The following is a 21,059-nucleotide window of genomic DNA, read 5'->3' on the forward strand; positions in this document are numbered from 1 at the left end:
GTGCCTGTTTCTTCACTCAAACGTAGGGCAGGCACAGGCGTTTATCAAACATTTGTTCTAGCGAGTCTCGACACCGTTCGTTGATAAGTGCTAAAAATGTCATAGCAAGGTTCGAATATGTGTTCTATAAACCTAACGCAGAGACCGGATTTTCGAAGAAAACGTTCGAACGCCCGGTGCTGTTGAAGGGAACACAAGAATTGGCAGCCACGTGCCGGGCAGTCCGGTGCAGGCAATCGCTCAGAAGGGCTCAGCTCATGTCCGCAATCACCAGGCTTGATGACTTCCGCACCACGCCGGCGCCCCTGCGCCTCACGCGACGGGGACGGATCGTATTCTTTGGCATCCCGGCAATGCTGCTGGTTGCCGCACTGTTGACCTTTGCCGGGTTCGTCACTTCGCCGGCCAAGGCTTCGGATACCCAAGCCCAGCTCCGGCCCCCTGTCGCGGTGACAGTGACAGTCCAGGCCGGTCAGTCCCTGTGGGGCATCGCAGGTGCAGCGGCACCTGAACGGGATCCTCGCGACGTCATTGCAGAGATCATCCAGTTGAACGATCTCCGCGGCGGCCGTATCCAGCCCGGTCAGCAGTTGTTCGTTCCCGCCAACTAGGGCCCGGAATCCGGTTGCCCCGCGTCATAGTTAGTCGGCAGTAGCAGCGGCCCCTTAAACTATCTTGGTGAGTGACCAGCTTGAGCGACTTGACCGACTTCCCCTCCGGACCAACCTGCGTGGACTGAGCCCCTACGGCGCACCGCAGCTTGATGTCCCCATTCTGCTCAACGTCAACGAGAACACTCATGGCGTTCCGGCTGATGTCCAAGCCGCCATTACTGAGGCAGTCGCCGCCGCCGCTACCGGGCTGAACCGGTACCCCGACCGCGAATTCACCGAGCTTCGCCAAGCCTTGGCTGAGTACCTCGGCCACGGGCTGACCCCTGACAACATCTGGGCCGCAAACGGCTCCAACGAGGTCCTCCAGCAAATCCTCCAGGCTTTCGGTGGTCCGGGACGCAAAGCGCTCGGCTTCCCTCCTACGTATTCGATGTACCCCTTGCTTGCCAGCGGTACGGACACCGAATATGTCCGGGGCGTTCGAGCTGACAACTACGGGCTGGATGCTGAATCGGCCGCTGCGCAGGTCCGCGAAACCGGGGCCAATATCGTGTTTCTCTGTTCGCCCAATAACCCCACGGGTACGGGCCTGGGCCTGGATGTGGTGGAGGCGGTCTACGCGGCCGGTGAGGCCAGCCAGGCGATTGTGATTGTGGACGAGGCCTACCACGAGTTTGCGCACGACAACACGCCCAGCGCTTTGACCTTGCTCCCCGGACGGGAGCGCTTGATCGTCTCACGCACCATGAGCAAGGCGTTCGCGCTGGCCGGCGCACGGTTGGGTTATATGGCCGCTGCTCCCGAGGTGACGGACGCCATCAGGCTGGTGCGCCTGCCCTACCACCTTTCTGCTGTCACCCAGGCAACCGCACTCGCGGCGCTCAGCCACCGGGCAGCATTGATGGCTGACGTGGAGGACATCAAGGTACAACGCGACCGCATCGTCAGCGAACTTCTCCGGATGGGACTGAAGCCGGCGGCCTCGGACTCCAATTACGTCTTCTTCGGCGGCCTTGAGAACCCGCACGCCATCTGGCAAGGCCTGTTGGACGCCGGGGTGCTGATCCGTGATGTCGGTATTCCGGGCCACCTCCGCGTTACCGCCGGCACTGAGCCGGAGACCACGGCTTTCCTTGAGGCGCTGGAGTCGCTTCTGGACGGCCCGGCGTCGCAGCCCGCCTAAACTTGTCTATAGACCCACCCACCCTCCGTGTATAAGGACGTCCCAATGAGCGAAACCGGCGCCACGCCGTCCGCTGCCCGCACCGCGCGCATGGAGCGCACCACCAGCGAATCTTCGGTCCTGGTCGAGATCAACCTGGACGGTACTGGTGTCTCCGACATCAGCACGTCGGTGCCGTTCTACGACCACATGCTGACTGCCCTGTGCAAGCACTCGCTGATTGACATGACCGTCAAAGCCACCGGTGATACCCACATCGATGCTCACCACACCGTGGAAGACGTCGCCATCACATTTGGTGAGGTACTGCGTACCGCCTTGGGCAACAAGGCCGGTATCCGTCGCTTCGGCGAAGCAACGGTCCCGTTGGATGAGGCCCTCGCGCACGCCGTCGTGGACGTATCCGGACGTCCCTACCTGGTGCACGGTGGCGAGCCCGCCGGCCAGGAGTACCACCTCATCGGTGGACACTTCACAGGTTCATTGACCCGCCACGTGTTCGAGGCCATCACCCTGCATGCCGGGATCTGCCTGCACATGAACGTACTTGCCGGCCGGGATCCGCACCACATAGTGGAGGCGCAGTTCAAGGCGTTCGCGCGGGCGCTCCGTTCAGCGGTGGAGTCCGACCCACGCGTGGAAGGCATTCCGTCCACCAAGGGAGCCCTGTGAGCGGCCAGATCCTGAACAAGGGGGCAGTGGCCGACGCCACTGCGTCCGTGAAGCCGGAGTCGCCTGAAGGCATGCCCACGGTCACGGTCCTGGACTACGGTTCGGGAAATGTTCGCTCGGCCGTCCGGGCATTGGAGCGTGCCGGTGCGCATGTGGTCCTGAGCTCCAAGCCTGAAGACGTGCTGAACGCCGACGGCCTGGTAGTACCTGGGGTTGGCGCGTTCGAGACCGTCATGAGGGAACTCAAAGCAGTCGATGCCATCCGGATGATCGGACGGCGGGTTGCAGGGGGTCGTCCCGTACTGGCCATCTGCGTTGGACTGCAGGTCCTTTTCGAGGCCGGCGTGGAGCACGGCACGGAGTCCGAGGGCATGGCCGAGTGGCCGGGCAAAGTGGAACTGCTTCCTGCCCCGGTTGTCCCGCACATGGGATGGAACACCGTGGACGTGCCGGAAGGCTCCAAGTTGTTCGCTGGCGTCGAGGAGGAACGCTTCTATTTCGTGCACTCCTATGGTGTGCAGGAGTGGAACTTCGATGTCGTCCAGCCACGTATGGCCCCGCCCATGGTGACTTGGTCGGAGCACGGCGCACGCTTTATTGCCGCCGTCGAGAACGGGCCGCTCTGCGCTACGCAGTTCCACCCGGAGAAGTCCGGTGACGCAGGAGCGCGGCTCCTGCGGAACTGGGTGGACACTTTGCGTAAGCCCGGGACCCCCGCTGCCGAATCGCAATCGTCCGGCGAAAGCGGTGCCGTCTAAATGTGGTCCGTTGTCCTCATGGGCCTCGCCGGTGTGCTGGTAGGCGGAGGTATTTCTTTCCATCAGCAGAAAAAGCCGCGATGGGTCTCCATCTCTTTCTATGTGCTGGCAGGGATGTCCCTGCTGGCCGCCTACCTCCTGACGCTTCCCGGCAACTGAACGCCGTAAGCGCACTGAACTCCAAGGACAAACATGACCTCCTCCGACCAGACCGTTCTGGAACTCCTGCCTGCCGTTGACATCGTTGATGGCCAGGCGGTCCGCCTCCTGCAAGGTGAGGCAGGCTCGGAAACCAGCTACGGAACGCCCCTTGAAGCAGCCTTGAACTGGCAGAACGCCGGTGCTGAATGGGTTCACATGGTGGACCTCGATGCTGCGTTTGGCCGCGGAAACAACGCCGACCTCATCAGCGAGGTAGTTTCCCAACTCAACGTCAAGGTGGAGTTGTCCGGCGGATTGCGGGACGACGAGTCGTTGGAACGTGCACTGGACCTGGGCGTTGCCCGGGTAAACCTCGGCACGGCAGCTTTGGAGAACCCTGACTGGACCCGCCGGGCCATTGACCGCTTCGGCGACAAAATCGCCGTCGGCCTCGATGTCCGCGGGACGACGCTCGCCGGCCGTGGCTGGACCAAGGAGGGCGGCGACCTTTGGGAAGTTCTGGCCCGCCTTGAGGACGCCGGTTGCGCGCGCTACGTCGTCACGGACGTCACCAAGGACGGAACGTTGCAGGGCCCCAATGTGGAGCTCCTGCGTCAGATGGTGGAGAAGACCGGCAAACCTGTAGTGGCTTCGGGCGGAATCTCCAGCCTGGAGGACCTTCGCGTACTGCGTGAACTCGTACCGCTCGGAGTGGAAGGTGCGATTGTGGGCAAGGCGCTCTATGCCGGTGCGTTCACCTTGCCCGAGGCCTTGGACGTAGCCGGCCGCCGCTGATGCCCCATCACGAGCACGGCGACGACGTGGGCCACCACCACAACGCTGCCCGACGCGAACTGCCTGGCCACATCGCTGCCGCGTTGGCCGGGGCCGGGGGAGCCACCGACTCCGCCGGTCAGCCATGGGCGGGGCGCAGCCTAAGCGGCGCTGACTCCAAGATCCACAACTTCGAGGACGACGACGGCACGGCCGACGCCGGCTACGTTGCGGCTATTGCCGCGCTGGTGGACGGGGCCGGAAGTGAGGCCGACGTCGTCGCGTCACTCGCCACAGCGAGGGTCTTCGTGCCGGTGGTTGCCCAGCTTGCCGAGGAAGCAGGGGGTGTAAACGGGCTGCACGCGGACAAACAAGCGGATATGGCTTTGGTCACACTCAAGGCCCCCGATGGCCGTACGGCCATGCCTGTGTTCACCTCGGCGGCTGCCCTCGAAGCGTGGCATTCCGAAGCCCGTCCAGTGGCTGTTTACGCCGCCCGTGCGGCACTTTCGGCGGTGTCGGAGGGTGCGCAGCTTTTGGTCCTGGATCCTGGCTCCAACTTCACGTTCGTCGTCCGGCGTCCAGCCATGTGGGCCCTGGCCCAGCAACGGGACTGGACGCCGTCATACCTTGATGATCAACTGGAGGCAGCTCTCGCTTCCACGGTTTCGGCCTATCGGACGGTCCGCCGCCTCGAGACGCAACCCGGTGCCGGTGTCGCGTCCCTGACGGCCGACGGCCGGACGGTGCCCGGGGGCGGATCGGGTCCGGAGCTGCGCGTCGTCCTCTTCCTCGAAGATGGACTCGACGCCGTGGCTGTGCAAACGCTCGTTGCCCAATTGAACGATGCGTGGGCGCGGATGGATTCCTTTGCCGAGGGCGTTGATTCCATAGAAGTAAAACTGCAGCGTGCGGCGCAGGAGCCTGGGCTGCACTAACGGCAGTACCCGTTCCCCGGGGCTGCCCCGGGGGAACAAGAGGATTTTGCCAGTGAATTTCGCTCTCTATAATGAGATGCTGTCCATCCGCCCTGTCCGGCGCCTGTTGGTGGTGGGCATGATCGCCCGAATTCCCCATTCGGCGGCCGGTGTGCTCCTGACGTTGCACATCGTCCTGACGCTGGGGGAGGGCTACGCTGCTGCGGGTGCCGCGGCCGCCGTCATGACAATCGGCATTGCGCTTGGGGCTCCTTGGCGTGGCCGACGTGTGGACATGGTGGGCCTCAGGAAGGCCTTGATCCCTTCTGTTGTGTCCGAAACCGTGATCTGGTCGATCGTTCCGCATGTGCCGTACGCCTGGCTTTTGCCCCTGGTCTTTGTGGGCGGCCTCTTCACGCTGCCCATTTTCAGCGTGGTCCGCCAATCGCTGGGAGTAATGGTGGAGGGGGAGCAGCGGCGTTCCGCGTTCGCCCTCGATTCGATCGCCACGGAGCTCGTCTTCATGATCGGCCCGGCTGTTGGAGCCATCGTGGCCACCAGCGGCTTCTCCGCTGTGGGACTCACCGCAGTGGGGATATCGGTTTCTGTTGCCGGGCTGTTCCTGATGTGGTTCAACCCGCCCACCAGGAGCGCGGAAAACTGCACGCCGCAGGAATCGGCTGAACGGGCTGCCGCGGACCTGGCGGCCGCTGAAGCCGCCATGGTCGCTTCTGCTCCGGCCCACGTGCAGGAGGCGGCGTCGGAGATGACGTCCGCAACCTCCCGGACCTCAGCCCTCAGAAACCGGGTCGCCCGGAATTTCACCTGGTTTACAGTCTCGGTGGCAGCTCTGTTCGCCGTGGCCGCAGGAGCCGGTATGGTGCTCAGTGGCTCGGACGTGAGCATTGTGGGGCTCCTGGAGCGGGGAGGTCACCAGAACCAAATCGGCATCGTGTTCTTCTTCTGGTGCGCAGCGTCCGTTGTAGGCGGCCTGATCTACGGCGCCATGAAGCGTTCCATCTCGCCCATGCTGTTGCTGTTGGGCATGGCAGCGTTGACGATTCCCATGGGATTCGCACAGGACACTTGGACGTTGGCCTTCCTCTCGCTCCTCCCGGGCCTCCTGTGCGCCCCGGTGTTGTCCGCGTCCTCGGAGAAAGTGGCCGACCTCGTGGAAGAGGAGCGACGCGGCGAAGCCATGGGATGGTACGGATCCGCGTTGACGGCGGGCGTCGCGTTGGGCGCGCCTCTTGCGGGTGTCTTCATCGACACCGTAGGGCCTTCCGGAGGTTTTGCCGCAGTCGGCTCTGCTGGCGTCGTGCTTTGCCTTGCGGGGCTGGTCCTGATGGCTACACGCAGGCGCGCGGCGCGCGTCTGAGGCCTCTCCAAACCCGGAAGACAACGACGGCGGCCCGACCACATGGGGGTCGGACCGCCGTCGTTCGTTCTTGGGCAGTTATTTGCTAGTTCACCGGGCCGGTGAACTTTTCGCCCGGACCCTTGCCTGGAGCGTCCGGCAGGAGCGATGCCTCGCGGAAGGCCAACTGGAGGGAACGCAGCCCATCGCGCAACGGGCCGGCGTGCTGCGAGCCGATTTCCGGTGCGGCAGCGGTGACCAGACCCGCCAGGGCGGTGATCAGCTTGCGGGCTTCGTCAAGGTCCTTGAGGTCTTCCGCATTGGGGTCGTCAGCAAGGCCGACCTTAACGGCTGCAGCACTCATGAGGTGAACGGCGCCGGTGGTGATGACTTCTACGGCCGGGACCTCCGCGATGTCGCGGATCTGCTGGGACACCCCGGCGTCAGCGGCGGGGGCGGCGTCTTCGCCATAGGCGTTGCGGGAATTGCTGTCTTCAGTGCTCATACTGGTAAGCTTGTCACAGACCGACTGGAAGTCGTTATTCGCATTCAATGCTCCCGCCGTGTGCAATGTGCACTTGGCGGGTTGTTTCTGTAGGATTGACTTTCAGTTTGCAAGCGGAGATCTCTCCCACCCGCGTCAGCCGTTTCCCTTTCGGGACAAGAGGTTGCCGGGTACCTGGTCGGACACTGAGGGTGGCGCAGCCACCGGCAGTGCGTTCTTCCCCTTGGGAGGAGCAACCGATCTTCGAGGCCTTCGATTGCGCCAGCAATTGGAGGCCTTCTCTATTTGCCGGTGAAATTCACCACAACCACAGGAGCTTTAACATTAGCGAGCCAAGAATCAATGAGCGTATCCGGGTCCCCGAGGTGCGGCTGGTCGGCCCTGCCGGCGAACAGGTAGGAATTGTCCGCATCGAGGACGCCTTGCGTCTTGCTGCCGAATCCGATCTCGATCTCGTTGAAGTTGCCCCGCAGGCTAAGCCCCCTGTTTGCAAGTTGATGGACTTCGGCAAGTACAAGTACGAAGCCGCTGTCAAGGCTCGCGAGGCCCGCAAGAACCAGACGAACACGGTTCTGAAGGAAATCCGCTTCCGCCTCAAGATCGACAAGCACGATTACGAAACCAAGCGCGGACACGCGCTTCGCTTCCTCGGCGCCGGTGACAAGGTCAAGGCCATGATCCAGTTCCGCGGCCGCGAACAGCAGCGTCCCGAGATGGGTATCCGCCTGCTGCAGCGCTTCGCTGAAGACGTTGCCGAGGTAGGCGTTATCGAGTCCAGCCCGCGCATCGATGGCCGCAACATGGTCATGGTGATTGGGCCGTTGAAGAACAAGGCTGAAGCGAAAGCCGAAGCCCGCCGGGCAGCCCAGCGCGCCGAAGCCAAGGCCGAGAACGAGGCCAAGGCAGCAGGACGCGTGGACACCAGTGGTGAACAAGCTCCGTTGACGCAGAGCCTGGCTGATCTTCTCCCGGCCGGTTTCCTGGCTGGCGAAGAAGAGCCCAAGCAAGACGCTGCAGAGGCTCCCGAGGCAGAGGCACCGGTTGCAGAGGAAGCGCCCGTAGCCGAAGAAGCTCCGGTTGTTGAAGAAGCAGCGGTAGTTGAAGAAGCAGCGGTAGTTGAAGAAGCTCCTGTTGTTGAAGAAGCACCGGCTGTCATCGAAGAAGCTCCGGTTGTTGAAGAAACGCCCGTGGCGAAGGAAGCTCCGGCAGTTGCCAAGGCTCCTGTGGCCAAGACTGCACCCGTGGCCCCGAAGCCTGCAGCCGCAGCGCCTCCGAAGCCCGCAGTGCCTTCTGCTCCGAAGCCCGTCGCAAAGCCGGCGGCTCCGAAGCCGGCAGCCCGGCCCGCGGCCCCGAAAGCCGCGCCGAAGCCTGCATCACGCAAGACCAACTAGTTCAACGCCGCGGAGGCCTGGCCTCCACCGGCAAGCAACCAGCATGCCGGCCCTTGTAGGCCGGCTGCACGAAAGAATCGCGGATTCGTCCGTGGATACGTAAGGAGATCGGTTCCCATGCCGAAGATGAAGACCCACAGTGGTGCTAAGAAGCGCTTCAAGCTGACCGGTACCGGCAAGCTGAAGCGTCAGCAGGCCAACCGCCGCCACTACCTGGAGCACAAGTCCTCCACGCTGACCCGTCGCCTTGCCGGCGACAAGATCGTCTTCAAGGGCGATGCCAAGGTCATCAAGAAGATGCTCGGCGTCTAAGTTCCAAGTTCTTTGGTTGCTGCCATCCGGCAGGGACCGACTACACCAAAAGCCTTCTCAGGCCGGCCGGATTTCCGGCAGTAGCAGCTTGGGATAAAGATTTCTGAAGGAGTACGCACGTGGCACGTGTGAAGCGGGCGGTAAACGCCCACAAGAAGCGCCGGGTTATCCTCGAACGCGCCAAGGGTTACCGCGGTCAGCGTTCGCGCCTGTACCGCAAGGCCAAAGAGCAGCTGCTGCACTCGTTTGTGTACAGCTACGGTGACCGCCGCAAGAAGAAGGGCGACTTCCGTCGCCTTTGGATCCAGCGTATCAACGCTGCATCCCGCGCCAACGGCCTTACCTACAACCGCCTGATCCAGGGCCTCAAGGCCGCTGAGGTCGAGGTTGACCGCCGCATGCTGGCAGAGCTGGCCGTTTCTGACGCCAACGCTTTCGCTGCCCTGGTGAACATTGCCAAGGCTGCGCTCCCGGCCGACACTTCCGCTCCGGCCGCCAAGGCTGAAGCTGCTCCCAAGGCTGCAAAGGTTGCTCCGGCCGCCGCTGCCGCTACGGCTGTCAAGGCTGTCGTTTCCGAAAAGCCTGCCATCGACGGCGCAATTGCAGCCGACGGCGACGAAGCTCCGGAAGGCCACGCCATCAAGGGCAACGCCGAGTCCAAGAAGTACCACGTACCGGGCTCCACCTGGTACGACGCCACTGCTGCTGAATACTGGTTCTCCACCGTTGAAGCTGCAAAGGCTGCTGGCTTTGAGCCGGCCGGCGGCGAAGCCCGCCAGCAGATCAAGAACTAGTCGCAACTGCCACTAAAGTTCTTTATATGAACGAAACCGGGCGCCCGCAAGACTTTCCGATGACCAACCCCCGAGCAGATCGGGTGAGGGACGTCGCCAAGCTTGCCGGGCGCCCGGCGCGTTTAAAGCGTGGACGGTTCCTCGCTGAGGGACCGCAGGCCGTACGCGAGGCCCTGACCCTGCATCGTGAGCGGACCGCGGCAGGGGGCAACGCCGTCGTGCATGAAGTCTTTGCCAGTGAAGCGTGCCTTGACCGCCTTCCCGAACTTGCCGATCTGGCACAGGGAACCTTGCTTCGCCTGGCCAGCGACGAAGTTTTGGCCGCCATGGCGGACACCGTCAATCCGCAGGGAATTGTTGCCGTCTGCAGCTTTGTGGATGTGACCTTGGATTCAGTTCTCGACGCCGGTCCCCGCCTTGTCGCCGTCATGTGCCAGGTACGGGACCCCGGCAATGCAGGTACGGTCCTCCGCGCTGCGGACGCTGCAGGGGCCGACGCCGTGATCCTGACGGCTTCGAGCGTGGACATCTATAACCCGAAAGCTGTTAGATCAACGGCCGGTTCGCTGTTCCACCTGCCGGTTGTCCTGGGTGCTGACGTGGACGAACTCGTGGCCCGCTTCAAAGAGCTGGGAATCGGAGTCCTCGCCGCCGACGGCTATGGGACGCTCAACCTGGACAAGCTGCAGGACGAGAATGCGGCCCGTAGGCTCGGTAGCGAATCGGTGGCCTCGGACTATGCGCTGGAGGGGCCGACTGCGTGGTTGTTCGGCAACGAAGCGCAAGGGTTGTCAGAGGCTGAGTTGGCGCTGGCCGATCATCGAGTAGCCGTTCCTGTCTATGGCGCGGCGGAGAGCCTGAACCTGGGTACCGCAGCCACTGTCTGCCTGTATGCCAGTGCGCGGTCACAGCAGGGCGCCAGAGTGGGGAATGCGTAAACAGCGTCCCGCCGGGTACGGTAATCCTTGCAAGATCAGACGATGACGACTCTTCTTGGCCAACCCATTACGTTCCCGAACCCGAAGAGGTGAAGCTTTCGTGGCTGCAAGTGGCGGTAACAAAGCGATCGTGGCGGCTCTCGCCGCGAACCTGACTATCGCAGTACTCAAGTTCATCGCGTACATCCTGACGATGTCATCGTCCATGCTCGCAGAAGCCATCCACTCGGTGGCTGACTCCGGCAACCAAGTACTCCTGTTGGTGGGCGGCAAGCGTGCAAAGAGGGCAGCCAGCCCGGAGCACCCGTTTGGTTATGGACGTGAGCGGTACATCTACGCTTTCATCGTCTCCATTGTGCTGTTCAGTGTCGGTGGCCTGTTCGCCTTGTACGAGGCGTACGAGAAGTTCCAACACCCGCACGGAATCGAAGGGGACTTCTGGTGGGTTCCCTTGGCAGTCCTGGTTGGTGCCATCATCGCCGAAGGGTTCTCCTTCCGTACCGCCATCGTGGAATCGAACCACATCCGTGGCAAGCAGACGTGGATCAAGTTTGTCCGCAACGCCAAGCAGCCGGAACTTCCTGTGATCCTTCTGGAAGATTTCGGCGCCCTGCTTGGTCTTGTGTTCGCGCTTTTCGGCGTCAGTATGACCCTGCTGACCGGCGATGGCGTCTGGGACGCCTTGGGTACCGGCATGATTGGTCTGCTTCTGGTTGCCATTGCGGTGATCCTGGCGCTCGAAACCAAATCATTGCTTCTGGGGGAGTCCGCTACCAAGGAGGACGTGCTGCGCATCACCACGGCGCTGGAAGCCGACGGTACACGCATTATTCACCTCAAGACCCTGCACCTGGGGCCGGAGGAACTGCTGGTTGCCGCCAAGATCAGTATGGGTGCCGCGGACACCGGCGCTGCGATCGCCAAAGTGATCGACGACGCCGAGCAGCGCATCCGTGCCGCCGTTCCGATCGCACGGGTCATCTACCTCGAACCCGATATTGAACGGGTTCAGGCACAGGCTTAGACGTTGAGTGCTGTTGAATGATGAATGGCTCCGCACTGCGGAGCCATTCATCATTTAAGCCAAGATTCAGGTAGCCAACGGCTTCCTGCGTTCCAGCCGTCCGCTGATGATCGCAACGCCGAGGCCCAGGATTGCCAGTACGGCGCCCACGAGCGCCGGCGCCGTGTAGCCCCAACCCCAGGCAATGACAGTGCCACCCAGGAAAGCGCCGAGGGCGTTGGCGATGTTGAGCGCAGAGTGGTTCAGCGAGGAAGCCAGCGATGCCGCTCCCGGGGCAGCGTCCAAAAGGCGCGTCTGCAATGCCGGAGTAAGCATTGAACCGATGCCGCCCACGACGAACGCCATGATGAAGGCAGCCCACGCCCAGTGCGCAGCGATCGCATAGACCACCAGGGCCGCGGCGATTCCGGGCATGACCCAGTAGATGGTGCCCATGACGGATTTGTCGGCGATCCGTCCACCCACGATGTTTCCGACCACCATCCCAAGGCCGTAGAGGGCCACCACGGCGGGAATGAGGCTTTCCGGGATTCCCGCCACGGACGTCATGGTGTGGGCGATGTAGGTGTAAACGGCAAAGAATCCGCCAAATCCGATGATGCCGATCAGGAGCGCCAGCCAAACCTGGAGGCGTTTGAGGGCGCCAAGTTCACGCCGGATGCTCGCTTCCGGGTGGACGGCTTCGAAAGGCACGAACCGCCAGACCATGGCAACGGTCAGCAAGCCGATGGCCCCGACGATGATGAAGAGCAGGCGCCAGCCGAAAGTCTGCCCAACCCACGTTGCCAAGGGCACGCCGATAACGTTGGAGACGGTCAGGCCGGCCATCACCATTGAGATGGCCCAGCCCCTCTTGGTGGGCGCCACCAGGCCTGCGGCGATGACGGCGGCAACCCCGAAGAAGGCCCCGTGGGGAAGGCCTGAAGCGAAACGGGAAAGAAGCATGGAGCCGTAGTCCGGGGCAATATAGGACGTCAGGTTCGCCAGTGACAAGAACAGCATGAGGCCCAGTGCCAGGTACTTCCTGGGAAGCTTCGCTCCGAACGCTGCGAATACGGGCGCCCCGATGACAACGCCCAGTGCGTAGGCGGAGATGAGGTTACCGGCCTCCGGAGTGCTGATGCCCAGGCCTTCCTCGATTTCCTTCAATAAGCCCATCATGGCGAACTCTGTGGTCCCGATGGCGAATCCACCCATGGCCAAGGCCAGGATGGCCAGGCCAAGGTGACGCCTTGATGCTTTGGCGGTGGCGGGTGGGGACACGGTGGTAGTCATATGCCTGCTTCTTGAGGGCGCCTGTGGGCTGGGAAAAGTGGAGAAAATCCGATAACAAGTTTAGTCCCGTGGACGCGACATGGCGTCGCTTTGTGACGATACGCATGGTTGGGGGGCCAATAGACTGAGGCGGTGACTGCACCGATAAACGTCGTAGGCGCCGCCGTCGTCGACTCCCTGGAAACACCCACCCGCCTCCTTGTTGCCCGCCGCACTGCTCCACCGCAGTTCGCCGGCATGTGGGAATTCCCAGGCGGCAAGGTGGAGGACGGCGAGGCACCCGAGGCTGCCCTGCACCGAGAACTCGTTGAAGAACTGGGCGTAGAGGTTCGACTCGGAGCTGAACTTGAGTCGGGCCGGCAATCAGGATGGCCTCTCAACGAACGGGCTTCCATGCGCGTTTGGTTCGCGGAACTGATGGCCGGGGAGCCCCGCCCCTTGGAGGACCATGACGAATTGCGGTGGGTATCGCTGAACGGCGGTGATGAAGCTCTCAGCCTTCCATGGATACCCGCTGACTTCCCGATTGTCCGGGCTTTGCTGGAACGAGTAGCTTCAGCGGCGTGAACCGGCGGCATTCATTGACTTAATTGAGTTCAAGGGACTCGTGGTCCGCGCTTCCTAACGCTACGTTTGAGGAGGGACTGCCCGACGGCGGTCCCTCCTTTTCGCTTTCCCTGGCTTTCACGTTTTGTTCAGAAGAGGGTTTGTTGTCCTGGCAGGGGAGTGGAGGCGCCGAGTTCAATGGGTGCAGGCGATGCCTCGGACGGGCGGGCGTTCCGGTGGCTGAATCCCGATGTTCCCTTGAACCCGTACTTCGCCTTGAAATGGCTGATCCTGCCGGTAAGCCAGGTGCGGTACTCCTTGGACGCATAGCTGCCTTGGCCGTAGAGGCGCCGGTACTTGCCCACCAATTCCGGATGCTGGGCCGCGAGCCATTGCATGTACCACTCCCGAGTTCCGGGTTTGAGGTACAGGGCTCCAGCAGTGACGCCGGTGGCACCCGCTTTGGCCAGTGCGGTGAAGAGGGAGTCAAGGGCCTCATCCGAATCCGTGAGCCACGGCAGTATGGGCATCGCCATGACGCCGCATCCCAAACCGGCATCCCGGAGCCGCGCTATGAGTTTCAACCGTGCCCTGGGAGAAGGAGTGCCGGGCTCGATCAGTTCTGCCAGGTCTTCGTTGGTCATGGCCAGGGAGATGCCCAAGTCCACGGGAACCTGAGTGGCAGCGTGCTTGAGCAGGGGTATGTCCCGCGCAAGGAGTGTGCCCTTGGTCAGGATGGAGAAAGGGGTGCCTGAGTCGGCGAGGGCGCGGATGATTCCCGGCATGAGGGCGTAGCGGCCCTCGGCCCTTTGATAGGGGTCGGTGTTGGTGCCAAGTGCCACTTGCGGCCGTTTCCAGGAGGGCTTGGCCAGTTCCTTCCGGAGAACCTCTGCCGCATTGATTTTGACGACCACCTGGGAATCGAAGTCCTGCCCGGCGTCGAACTCAAGGTAGGTGTGGCTTTTCCTTGCAAAGCAATACACGCACGCATGGCTGCAACCACGGTACGGGTTGACGGTCCACTCGAAGGGCATGGCGGAACCCGAAGGCACCTTGTTGAGCACTGACTTGGCGGTGACCTCATGGAAGGTGACTCCGGAGAATTCGGGTGTTGAAATGGAACGCACAAGCCCGGCAAGCGGCAGTAGGGCATCCAAGGCCGGGGCGGGCCCCGGAGCCGAAAGGCCGCTGTTGTCTGACGCCGGTCCACGCTTAGGTGAAAGTGCTTGTGCGTCCCATCTCATGAACCCTATTCGAATATATGTTCTAACGAATGTCAAGGTTCCTCGAATGCAGGCGCGGCACATTGCTAAGGTTGGCCCATGATTCTGCTGACTGGCTTCGAACCGTTTGCCGAGGACGCCATCAATCCCTCGTGGCTTGCCGTGTGTCGGGCCAGGGACATGCTCCGAGCTGAGGGGCATTCCGTGGAAGTCGTCGAATTGCCGTGCGTATTCGGTGAGTCCGGCGCTGCCCTGATTGACGCCATGGACCGCGTCGCACCGGAGATCGTCATCAGCGTCGGTCTGGCAGGCGGCCGGGACCGGATTTCACTGGAACGCGTAGGCATCAACTGCGACGACGCCCGCATCCCGGACAACCGAGGCCAGCGCCCGGTCGACGAGGAGGTTGTGCCCGGAGGCCCGGCAGCCTACTTCTCCACGCTTCCCATCAAGGCTGCCCTGCGGAACCTGCTCATCGCGGGGATCAAAGGTGAAGTCTCACAGTCCGCGGGAACCTACGTCTGCAACCATGTTTTCTACGCGCTGATGCATTCGCTGGCATCGAGGCCGGGAATCCGCGGTGGATTCGTTCATGTACCCTACGTTCCGGAACAGCTTGGCCCAGGCAGCCAGACCCCGTCAATGCCCTTGGAAACCACCGCCGAGGGAATCGCCGTCATTGCCCGAACGGCTTTGGAGACATCGGTCGACGTGAAACTTTCAGCCGGCGCCACTCACTGAAGCAGTTCCCATTCGACGGTCACGCTCGCTGACACCGACGACTCGCCAGCTTCGATCGGCAACGCTTCAGCTGCATAGGCCCGGACCAGTCCGCCCATGGGGATGGGAGCGCTATGAACGGGCTGTTGGGAAATGGACACTACTGCCCCCAGCCGGGCAGAGGCCAGCGAGGCGTACTGTTCGGCACGGGTCAAGGCGTCTTGCCATGCGCCCTCCTGCGCTTGGGACGTCACGAGCGAAGCATCGGCGAAGCCTTGTTCGATTCCGTTGATCCTGATGTCGTCCCCACCGGACGCAACAGCTGCGGCAATGGCCGCCGGTGCGTCCGCATGGGAGCGGATTCCCACGTGGAGGTTCGTTGTCGCCACATAGGCTGTGACCTTTTGTCCCTGACCTTCTACCCACACCAGGTCTGCGCGGAGGTTCAGGCCACTCGTCCGAAGATCCACATCTGTCACGCCGGCTGCCCTCAAGCTGGCCGCCACAGCGGTGGCCGCTGCACCGGCGTCGTCGTATGCTTTTGCCGCAGTTTCCCGGCGCGTCTCCACGCCGAGGGTCAAAGTGACCAGGTCCGGAACGGCCTTGGCGCTCGCAGTCCCGGTCACGGTGATGGTTCGCTTCATGCTTAGGCCTCGATTCTGGTGCCGGAGCTTCCTTCCGGCGTCGGGTTATCAATGTCAATGTATCCGCCGGCCGCGAGGCCAGCCTGCCGTTCGAAGAAATTCCCGGAACCCGGATTGCCCGTGCGGAGCATCGACCATCCGGCGGCGATGCCATATAGGGCAAGGAATGGAAGGCCCAAGCAATACGCATACTGGGTGCTGTGCCGCTCCTCGTGCCCCAGGAGGACAGTATTCTTGCCGGCCACTCCGTGCGGGGCACGGTAAAGGATGACGTTTCCGATTGTGAATGCTCCGGCGTGCGGGAGCCTCCAGTGATAGCCGGCTGCCACCACGAGTCCACGTGGGCCCCGCGACATCGTCGAACGGGAGGCGGCAGCTACAACAAGTCCCAAAGGCGTGGTCAGGTTCAGGACGTTGGCAATCTGCCGTAATCGTTGCCCCGGAGTCATGAAGCCATGCTAGACCCACCGACTATGGCACGGCACAGGCCGCGAGGATACGCTGTTCGAGCACCGGCCGGTGTGGGGAATCAATGGGGGAGAGGGAATATGAACGCGAAACGCGCCATGGGCGTTGTTGGTGTGCTGATTGTAGTGATGGTGGCCTTGACCGGATGCGTCAAGCTCAATATGGCCGTGAAGGTCAACAGTGAAAAGAGCGTCGACTACGAGGTGGTTTACGCCATCCAGAAATCGGTGCTGGGTGACAAATCGTTCGATGAATTCATGGAGTCCAATAACGGGGCCGGCCAGGACATGGACATCCCCGAGGGCGCCACGGTGGTGGACTACGAGGATGAGAAGTACAAGGGGAAGCGGATCACCGCCGTCAATCTTGACCCTGCCAAGCTCGCAGAGTCTTCCAGCTCCGAAAACCCTTTCGAGCTGAAGAAAGAGGGGGACTTCTACGTCATCTCCATGGGCGGCGTGACCGGCACCGACGCCAGCGACCCGGCTGCCTCCAGCATGGCCAAGTCGATCTTCGACGAAGCCACCGTCAAGTTCACGTTCCCCGGCAAAGTCGTGGAGGCCAAGGGCGCCACGGTAGACGGCAAGACGGCAACATTCAACATGCTCTCCATCAACGAAACCTCCGTCCAGGCCAAGGCCGAGGCCAACGCCGGCGTTCCGATGTGGATCATCTGGATCCTCGTGGCTGTTGTGGTTGTGGCCGCAGCGTTGGTGGTCCTGTTCGTGCTGCTCCGCAAGAGGTCGGCACAGCAAACACCGGCGCTCGCTGGCCCAGCGCCGTATGGACAGCCGGGTTACACCCCGCCTCAGACCGGTTACGCCCCTCAGCAGCCGCCGGCCCAGCCGCCCGGGTCAGCGCACGACGACGGCCAGGTGCCTCCGCCGCCGACTTCACCTCCCGCTCCCGGCGCCTAAGCGGCCGTGGCGCGGGCCGCCGTCGTCGATTCACCTGGAGAAGCCGCCCCGGCGGGTTAAATCCCGCCAGTGAGGTTCAACTAGACTGAAGGGTAGTGCCTGCCGTCCGCGGCGAGCACTGCCCTTTCGTTTTGCAGGCCTGCGTTGCCGGCCGCTCCCGACTCGTAGCTAAGAACAGTAGATGACTGACACTTTGCCAGGCGCTGCCATCCCGAATCCGCTGGATGAAGCCGCCATCACCGCCGCCGTCGAGGACGCCATTGCCGCCATTGCGGCTGCTTCCTCCCTCGAAGAACTCAAGGCTGTCCGCCTCGCCCACACCGGGGAGAAGTCGCCCCTAAGCCTGGCCAACCGTGAAATCGGTGGCCTCGCCAAGGAGCACAAGGCTGCCGCCGGCAAGCTCATGGGGTCCTCCCGCGGCCGGGTCAACCAGGCGCTCGCAGCCCGGACCGAGGTCCTTGAGGCTGAGAACGACGCCCGCATCCTGATCGAGGAAACCGTGGATGTCACGGCAGGTCCGCGTCGTCGCCGTGCCGGTGCGCGCCACCCGCTGTCCACGCTGCAGGACCGCGTCTCGGACATCTTCGTTGGCATGGGTTGGGAAATCGCCGAAGGCCCCGAGGTGGAGTCCGAGTGGTTCAACTTCGATGCCCTGAATTTCAAACCGGACCACCCGGCGCGCGAAATGCAGGACACGTTCTTCGTGGAGCCGCCCGAAGCGCACCTGCTCATGCGCACACACACGTCGCCGGTGCAGGTACGTTCCATGCTGGAACGCGAAGTGCCCATCTACGTGCTGTGCCCGGGCAAGGTGTTCCGCACGGATGAACTCGACGCGACGCACACCCCTGTGTTCCACCAGTTCGAGGGGCTTGCGATCGACAAGAACCTCAGCATGGCGGACCTGCGCGGCACGCTGGAGCACTTCGCCCGGCAGATGTTCGGCGATGAAGCTTCCATCCGTTTGCGCCCGAACTACTTTCCGTTCACGGAACCGTCCGCCGAGCTGGACATCTGGCACCCCGGTGCCAAGGGTGGCCCCCGCTGGATCGAGTGGGGCGGTTGCGGCATGGTCAACCCCAACGTCCTCCGGGCAGCCGGTATCGATCCGGACATCTATTCAGGTTTTGCCTTCGGTATGGGCATTGAGCGCACGCTCATGTTCCGCAACGAGGTCGGCGACATGCGCGACATGATCGAAGGCGATGTACGTTTCAGCGAGCACTTCGGGATGGAGATCTAACAGTGCGTATCCCACTTTCCTGGTTGCGCGAATTCGCGCAGGTTCCGGCCGAAGCTACGGCCGAAGACGTCATGGCGGACCTGGTCAAGGTCGGCTTTGAAGAAGAAGAAGTCCACCGTCCTACCGATGAGCTGACAGGCCCGGTTGTGGTGGGCCAGGTGTTGAGCCTGGTCAAGGAGCCGCAGTCCAACGGCAAGACCATCAACTGGTGCCAGGTCCGCGTTGTCCCCGAGGGGCAGGAGCAGACCCTTACGGGCGACGGCATTGACCCCTCCGGCGTGCAGGGCATCATTTGCGGTGCCCACAATTTCGTGGAAGGCGACAAAGTGGTTGTCACCCTCCCCGGCGCTGTTCTGCCTGGAAACTTCCGGATCTCGGCACGCAAGACCTACGGTCACCTGTCCGCCGGCATGATTGCTTCCGTCCGCGAGCTGGGCATCGGCGACGACCATGACGGCATTCTGGTCCTGTCCCGCATCGGCTTGGACCCGGAAATCGGCTCCGACGCGATGGAACTGTTGGGCCTGTACGACCAAGCGGCGGAAATCAACGTCACCCCGGACCGCGGTTACGCGTTCTCCATCCGTGGGGTTGCCCGCGAGTACGCCCACGCCACCGGAACGTCGTTCGTGGATCCGGCCTCCAAAGTGAGTGCGCCGGCTTCCTTGCAAGGCGGCTATGGCGTCAAGCTCAACGACGACGCGCCGATTTACGGCAAGCCCGGCTGCGACCGCTTCGTGGCCCGAACCGTCCGTGGTGTGGACGCTTCGCGTCCCACCCCGCCGTGGATGTCCGCACGCCTTCGCCTGGCAGGGGTTCGCTCCATCTCGCTGCCGGTTGATATCTCCAACTACGTTATGCTTGAGCTCGGCCAGCCGAACCACTGCTACGACCTCGATAAGCTTGCAGGCGACATCGTTGTCCGACGTGCCGTCGCGGGGGAGAAGATCGCCACCCTCGACGACAAGGAGCGCACGCTCGACGTTGAGGACCTGCTGATCACCGACAACTCGGGTGCCATTGGCATCGCCGGTGTGATGGGCGGCGCCCACACGGAGGTGTCCGACTCCACCACTAACGTCCTGGTGGAAGCCGCGCACTTCGACGAAGTGTCCATTGCGCGCTCACGTCGCCGCCACAAGCTGCCGTCCGAAGCCTCCAAGCGCTTCGAGCGCGGCGTTGACTGGCATGTCGCCAGCATTGCTGCGCAGCGCGTGGTTGACCTCCTGGTGGAACTCGCTGGAGGAACGGCAGACGAGACCGGGACCGACGTCGGAACCGCACCTGACGCCGTGACCATTGACCTGCCCGCAGGGTTCGCCGCCGCCCGCATCGGCATCGACTTCACTGAAGAGCAGATCACCACGTCCCTGATGGATCTGGGTGCAACCGTGGAGAAGACTGCTTCCGGGTACTTGGTCACTGCTCCGAGCTGGCGCAATGACCTCGAAACCAAGGAAGACCTCTCCGAGGAAATCGCCCGCCTTGTGGGCTACGACAACATCCCGGCAACACTGCCGGTGGCGCCTCCGGGCCGTGGCCTCAGCCGCAGCCAGCAGCAGAAGCGTCGCGTCGTGCAGGCATTGGCAGACGCGGGACTCACCGAGGTGCTGTCCTACCCGTTCGTCAGCAAAGCATCCAACGATACCTTCGGCGTTGCAGTTGAGGGCGGGGCGCGCACCGCGCTGAAGCTCGCTAACCCGATCAGCGAGGAGCACGGCTACCTCCGGACTTCCATCCTGCCGGGCCTCATTGAGGTTGCCCGCCGTAACCACTCGCGCGGTTTCCGCGACCTCGCGGTTTACGAGGCTGGTTCGGTGTTCCTTCCCGGTGAAAAGCTGGGTACGGAGTCCATTCCTCCGTTGGGCATCAAGCCTTCCGATGAGGTTCTTGATGGACTGTACGACGGCGTCCCTCACCAGCCGCTCCACATCGCCGCCGTCTTGACTGGCCATGATTCACCGGCCGCTGCGACGCACACGCCTCGTGCGTGGGACTGGGCCGATGCCCTGGACATTGCCCGCCTCATGGCCGATGTTCTGGGTGTTGAACTGGTTGTCAGCCAAGGCAGCCACCAGGCGTTCCACCCCGGACGTGCGGCCCAGCTTGCGCTGCGCTCTGGAGACGTTGTGGGTTATGCAGGCGAGCTTCACCCGAAGCTCCTGGCCGCCCACGACATGCCTGCCCGGTCTGTGGCTCTTGAGGTCAACGTTGACGCGTTGTTCGATGCTGCCGCCGACGTGATCGTTGCCAAGCACATCTCCGGATTCCCCGTTGCGACGCAGGACGTTGCGTTGGTTGTCCCGCAGGATGTGCCGGCCGACTCTGTGCTTGCTGCGCTCCGTGAAGGTGCCGGTGAGCTGCTGGAGGATGTTTCCTTGTTCGACGTCTACGCGGGTCCAGGCATCGACGAAGGAAAGAAATCGCTTGCCTTCGGCCTGCGCTTCCGCGCCGACGACCGCACCCTGACAGCCGATGAGGCCTCTGAGGCCCGTGCCGCTGCTGTGGCTGTCGCCGCTGAGCGCTTCGGAGCCGTTCAGCGCTGATTCCGCACGTGAACAACGAAGGTCCCCGGAACCGCTAGGTTCCGGGGATTTTCTTTTGTATCCCTCTGGGTGGAGCCGCCGTAGCGTCAGAGCAGAC

Annotated in this window: 23 protein-coding genes; 18 read left to right on the plus strand and 5 right to left on the minus strand. The window is 62.8% G+C overall.

Translation table 11 applies throughout. The annotated features are described in order from the left end of the window. Nucleotides 1–257 precede the first annotated feature (257 nt). From ACFRJ9_RS06535 to ACFRJ9_RS06570, 8 genes are all read left to right on the plus strand, one after another. A complete protein-coding gene (locus tag ACFRJ9_RS06535; RefSeq protein ID WP_377665652.1) occupies nt 258–611 on the plus strand; it encodes a LysM peptidoglycan-binding domain-containing protein in 354 nt (117 codons plus the stop codon). 67 nt (nt 612–678) lie between these two features. After that, complete coding sequence (locus tag ACFRJ9_RS06540) at nt 679–1,797, plus strand: histidinol-phosphate transaminase (protein ID WP_377665654.1); 1,119 nt, start codon at nt 679–681, stop codon at nt 1,795–1,797. Between the two features lie 45 nt (nt 1,798–1,842). Next, on the plus strand, nt 1,843–2,469 hold the full coding sequence (gene hisB, locus ACFRJ9_RS06545; RefSeq protein WP_377665656.1) for an imidazoleglycerol-phosphate dehydratase HisB: 627 nt from the start codon (nt 1,843–1,845) through the stop codon (nt 2,467–2,469). Next, nucleotides 2,466–3,227 carry an imidazole glycerol phosphate synthase subunit HisH gene (hisH, locus tag ACFRJ9_RS06550; protein ID WP_377665658.1) on the plus strand — a complete coding sequence of 254 codons (762 nt, stop codon included), beginning with the start codon at nt 2,466–2,468 and terminating at the stop codon, nt 3,225–3,227. Before hisB ends, hisH begins: the two co-directional genes overlap by 4 nt. Continuing rightward, nucleotides 3,228–3,386 (plus strand): hypothetical protein, encoded by a 159-nt coding sequence (locus ACFRJ9_RS06555; RefSeq protein WP_200846897.1) that lies wholly within the window; start codon nt 3,228–3,230, stop codon nt 3,384–3,386. 33 nt (nt 3,387–3,419) lie between these two features. Continuing rightward, complete coding sequence (gene priA / locus ACFRJ9_RS06560; protein ID WP_377665660.1) at nt 3,420–4,163, plus strand: bifunctional 1-(5-phosphoribosyl)-5-((5-phosphoribosylamino)methylideneamino)imidazole-4-carboxamide isomerase/phosphoribosylanthranilate isomerase PriA; 744 nt, start codon at nt 3,420–3,422, stop codon at nt 4,161–4,163. Beyond that, nucleotides 4,163–5,080, plus strand: coding sequence for an SseB family protein (locus ACFRJ9_RS06565; protein WP_377665662.1), 918 nt, complete (start codon nt 4,163–4,165; stop codon nt 5,078–5,080). The genes priA and ACFRJ9_RS06565 overlap by 1 nt, the downstream gene beginning before the upstream one ends. Nucleotides 5,081–5,132: 52 nt before the next feature. Further along, nucleotides 5,133–6,437, plus strand: coding sequence for an MFS transporter (locus ACFRJ9_RS06570; protein ID WP_377665664.1), 1,305 nt, complete (start codon nt 5,133–5,135; stop codon nt 6,435–6,437). Between the two features lie 85 nt (nt 6,438–6,522). On the opposite strand, the gene ACFRJ9_RS06575 is transcribed toward ACFRJ9_RS06570, so the two are convergent. Continuing rightward, nucleotides 6,523–6,921 carry a DUF1844 domain-containing protein gene (locus tag ACFRJ9_RS06575; RefSeq protein ID WP_377665666.1) on the minus strand — a complete coding sequence of 133 codons (399 nt, stop codon included), beginning with the start codon at nt 6,919–6,921 and terminating at the stop codon, nt 6,523–6,525. A gap of 365 nt (nt 6,922–7,286) precedes the next feature. On the opposite strand from ACFRJ9_RS06575, the gene infC reads away from it, so the two are divergent. The 5 genes from infC (at nt 7,287) to ACFRJ9_RS06600 (ending at nt 11,380) form a co-directional block, all read left to right on the plus strand. Beyond that, complete coding sequence (gene infC, locus ACFRJ9_RS06580; protein WP_377665668.1) at nt 7,287–8,312, plus strand: translation initiation factor IF-3; 1,026 nt, start codon at nt 7,287–7,289, stop codon at nt 8,310–8,312. Nucleotides 8,313–8,429: 117 nt separating this feature from the next. Beyond that, complete coding sequence (gene rpmI / locus ACFRJ9_RS06585) at nt 8,430–8,624, plus strand: 50S ribosomal protein L35 (RefSeq protein WP_059387794.1); 195 nt, start codon at nt 8,430–8,432, stop codon at nt 8,622–8,624. Nucleotides 8,625–8,743: 119 nt separating this feature from the next. Beyond that, a complete protein-coding gene (gene rplT, locus ACFRJ9_RS06590) occupies nt 8,744–9,418 on the plus strand; it encodes a 50S ribosomal protein L20 (protein WP_377665670.1) in 675 nt (224 codons plus the stop codon). Nucleotides 9,419–9,444: 26 nt separating this feature from the next. Further along, entirely contained in the window at nt 9,445–10,356 is a 912-nt protein-coding gene (locus ACFRJ9_RS06595) for a TrmH family RNA methyltransferase (RefSeq protein WP_377665672.1), read from the plus strand. A gap of 100 nt (nt 10,357–10,456) precedes the next feature. Next, nucleotides 10,457–11,380, plus strand: coding sequence for a cation diffusion facilitator family transporter (locus ACFRJ9_RS06600; protein WP_377665674.1), 924 nt, complete (start codon nt 10,457–10,459; stop codon nt 11,378–11,380). A gap of 66 nt (nt 11,381–11,446) precedes the next feature. Here the strand turns inward: ACFRJ9_RS06600 and ACFRJ9_RS06605 are convergent, their stop codons facing one another. After that, nucleotides 11,447–12,655, minus strand: a complete 1,209-nt coding sequence (locus ACFRJ9_RS06605; RefSeq protein ID WP_377665676.1) for an MFS transporter — start codon at nt 12,653–12,655, stop codon at nt 11,447–11,449. Nucleotides 12,656–12,787: 132 nt separating this feature from the next. On the opposite strand from ACFRJ9_RS06605, the gene ACFRJ9_RS06610 reads away from it, so the two are divergent. After that, entirely contained in the window at nt 12,788–13,222 is a 435-nt protein-coding gene (locus ACFRJ9_RS06610; RefSeq protein WP_377665678.1) for a (deoxy)nucleoside triphosphate pyrophosphohydrolase, read from the plus strand. Nucleotides 13,223–13,350: 128 nt separating this feature from the next. Here ACFRJ9_RS06610 and ACFRJ9_RS06615 read toward each other — a convergent pair whose 3' ends face one another. After that, on the minus strand, nt 13,351–14,445 hold the full coding sequence (locus ACFRJ9_RS06615) for an Rv2578c family radical SAM protein (protein WP_377665680.1): 1,095 nt from the start codon (nt 14,443–14,445) through the stop codon (nt 13,351–13,353). A gap of 78 nt (nt 14,446–14,523) precedes the next feature. Here ACFRJ9_RS06615 and pcp point away from each other — a divergent pair, with 78 nt between their 5' ends. Continuing rightward, entirely contained in the window at nt 14,524–15,165 is a 642-nt protein-coding gene (pcp, locus tag ACFRJ9_RS06620; RefSeq protein ID WP_377665682.1) for a pyroglutamyl-peptidase I, read from the plus strand. On the opposite strand, the gene ACFRJ9_RS06625 is transcribed toward pcp, so the two are convergent. Further along, a complete protein-coding gene (locus tag ACFRJ9_RS06625) occupies nt 15,159–15,788 on the minus strand; it encodes an SIMPL domain-containing protein (protein WP_377665684.1) in 630 nt (209 codons plus the stop codon). The two genes, pcp and ACFRJ9_RS06625, sit on opposite strands and share 7 nt — an antisense overlap. 2 nt (nt 15,789–15,790) lie before the next feature. After that, nucleotides 15,791–16,237, minus strand: a complete 447-nt coding sequence (locus ACFRJ9_RS06630) for a hypothetical protein (protein ID WP_377665686.1) — start codon at nt 16,235–16,237, stop codon at nt 15,791–15,793. Between the two features lie 99 nt (nt 16,238–16,336). Between ACFRJ9_RS06630 and ACFRJ9_RS06635 the strand changes: the two genes are divergently transcribed. The 3 genes from ACFRJ9_RS06635 (at nt 16,337) to pheT (ending at nt 20,962) form a co-directional block, all read left to right on the plus strand. Then, complete coding sequence (locus ACFRJ9_RS06635; protein WP_377665688.1) at nt 16,337–17,173, plus strand: LppM family (lipo)protein; 837 nt, start codon at nt 16,337–16,339, stop codon at nt 17,171–17,173. 181 nt (nt 17,174–17,354) lie between these two features. Beyond that, nucleotides 17,355–18,416: a phenylalanine--tRNA ligase subunit alpha gene (gene pheS, locus ACFRJ9_RS06640; RefSeq protein WP_377665690.1), complete on the plus strand. Its 1,062-nt coding sequence runs from the start codon at nt 17,355–17,357 to the stop codon at nt 18,414–18,416. 2 nt (nt 18,417–18,418) lie between these two features. Beyond that, complete coding sequence (gene pheT, locus ACFRJ9_RS06645) at nt 18,419–20,962, plus strand: phenylalanine--tRNA ligase subunit beta (RefSeq protein ID WP_377665692.1); 2,544 nt, start codon at nt 18,419–18,421, stop codon at nt 20,960–20,962. Nucleotides 20,963–21,059 lie beyond the last annotated feature (97 nt).

It is taken from the genome of Paenarthrobacter sp. NPDC056912 (assembly GCF_042786555.1).
GTDB lineage: Bacteria > Actinomycetota > Actinomycetes > Actinomycetales > Micrococcaceae > Arthrobacter.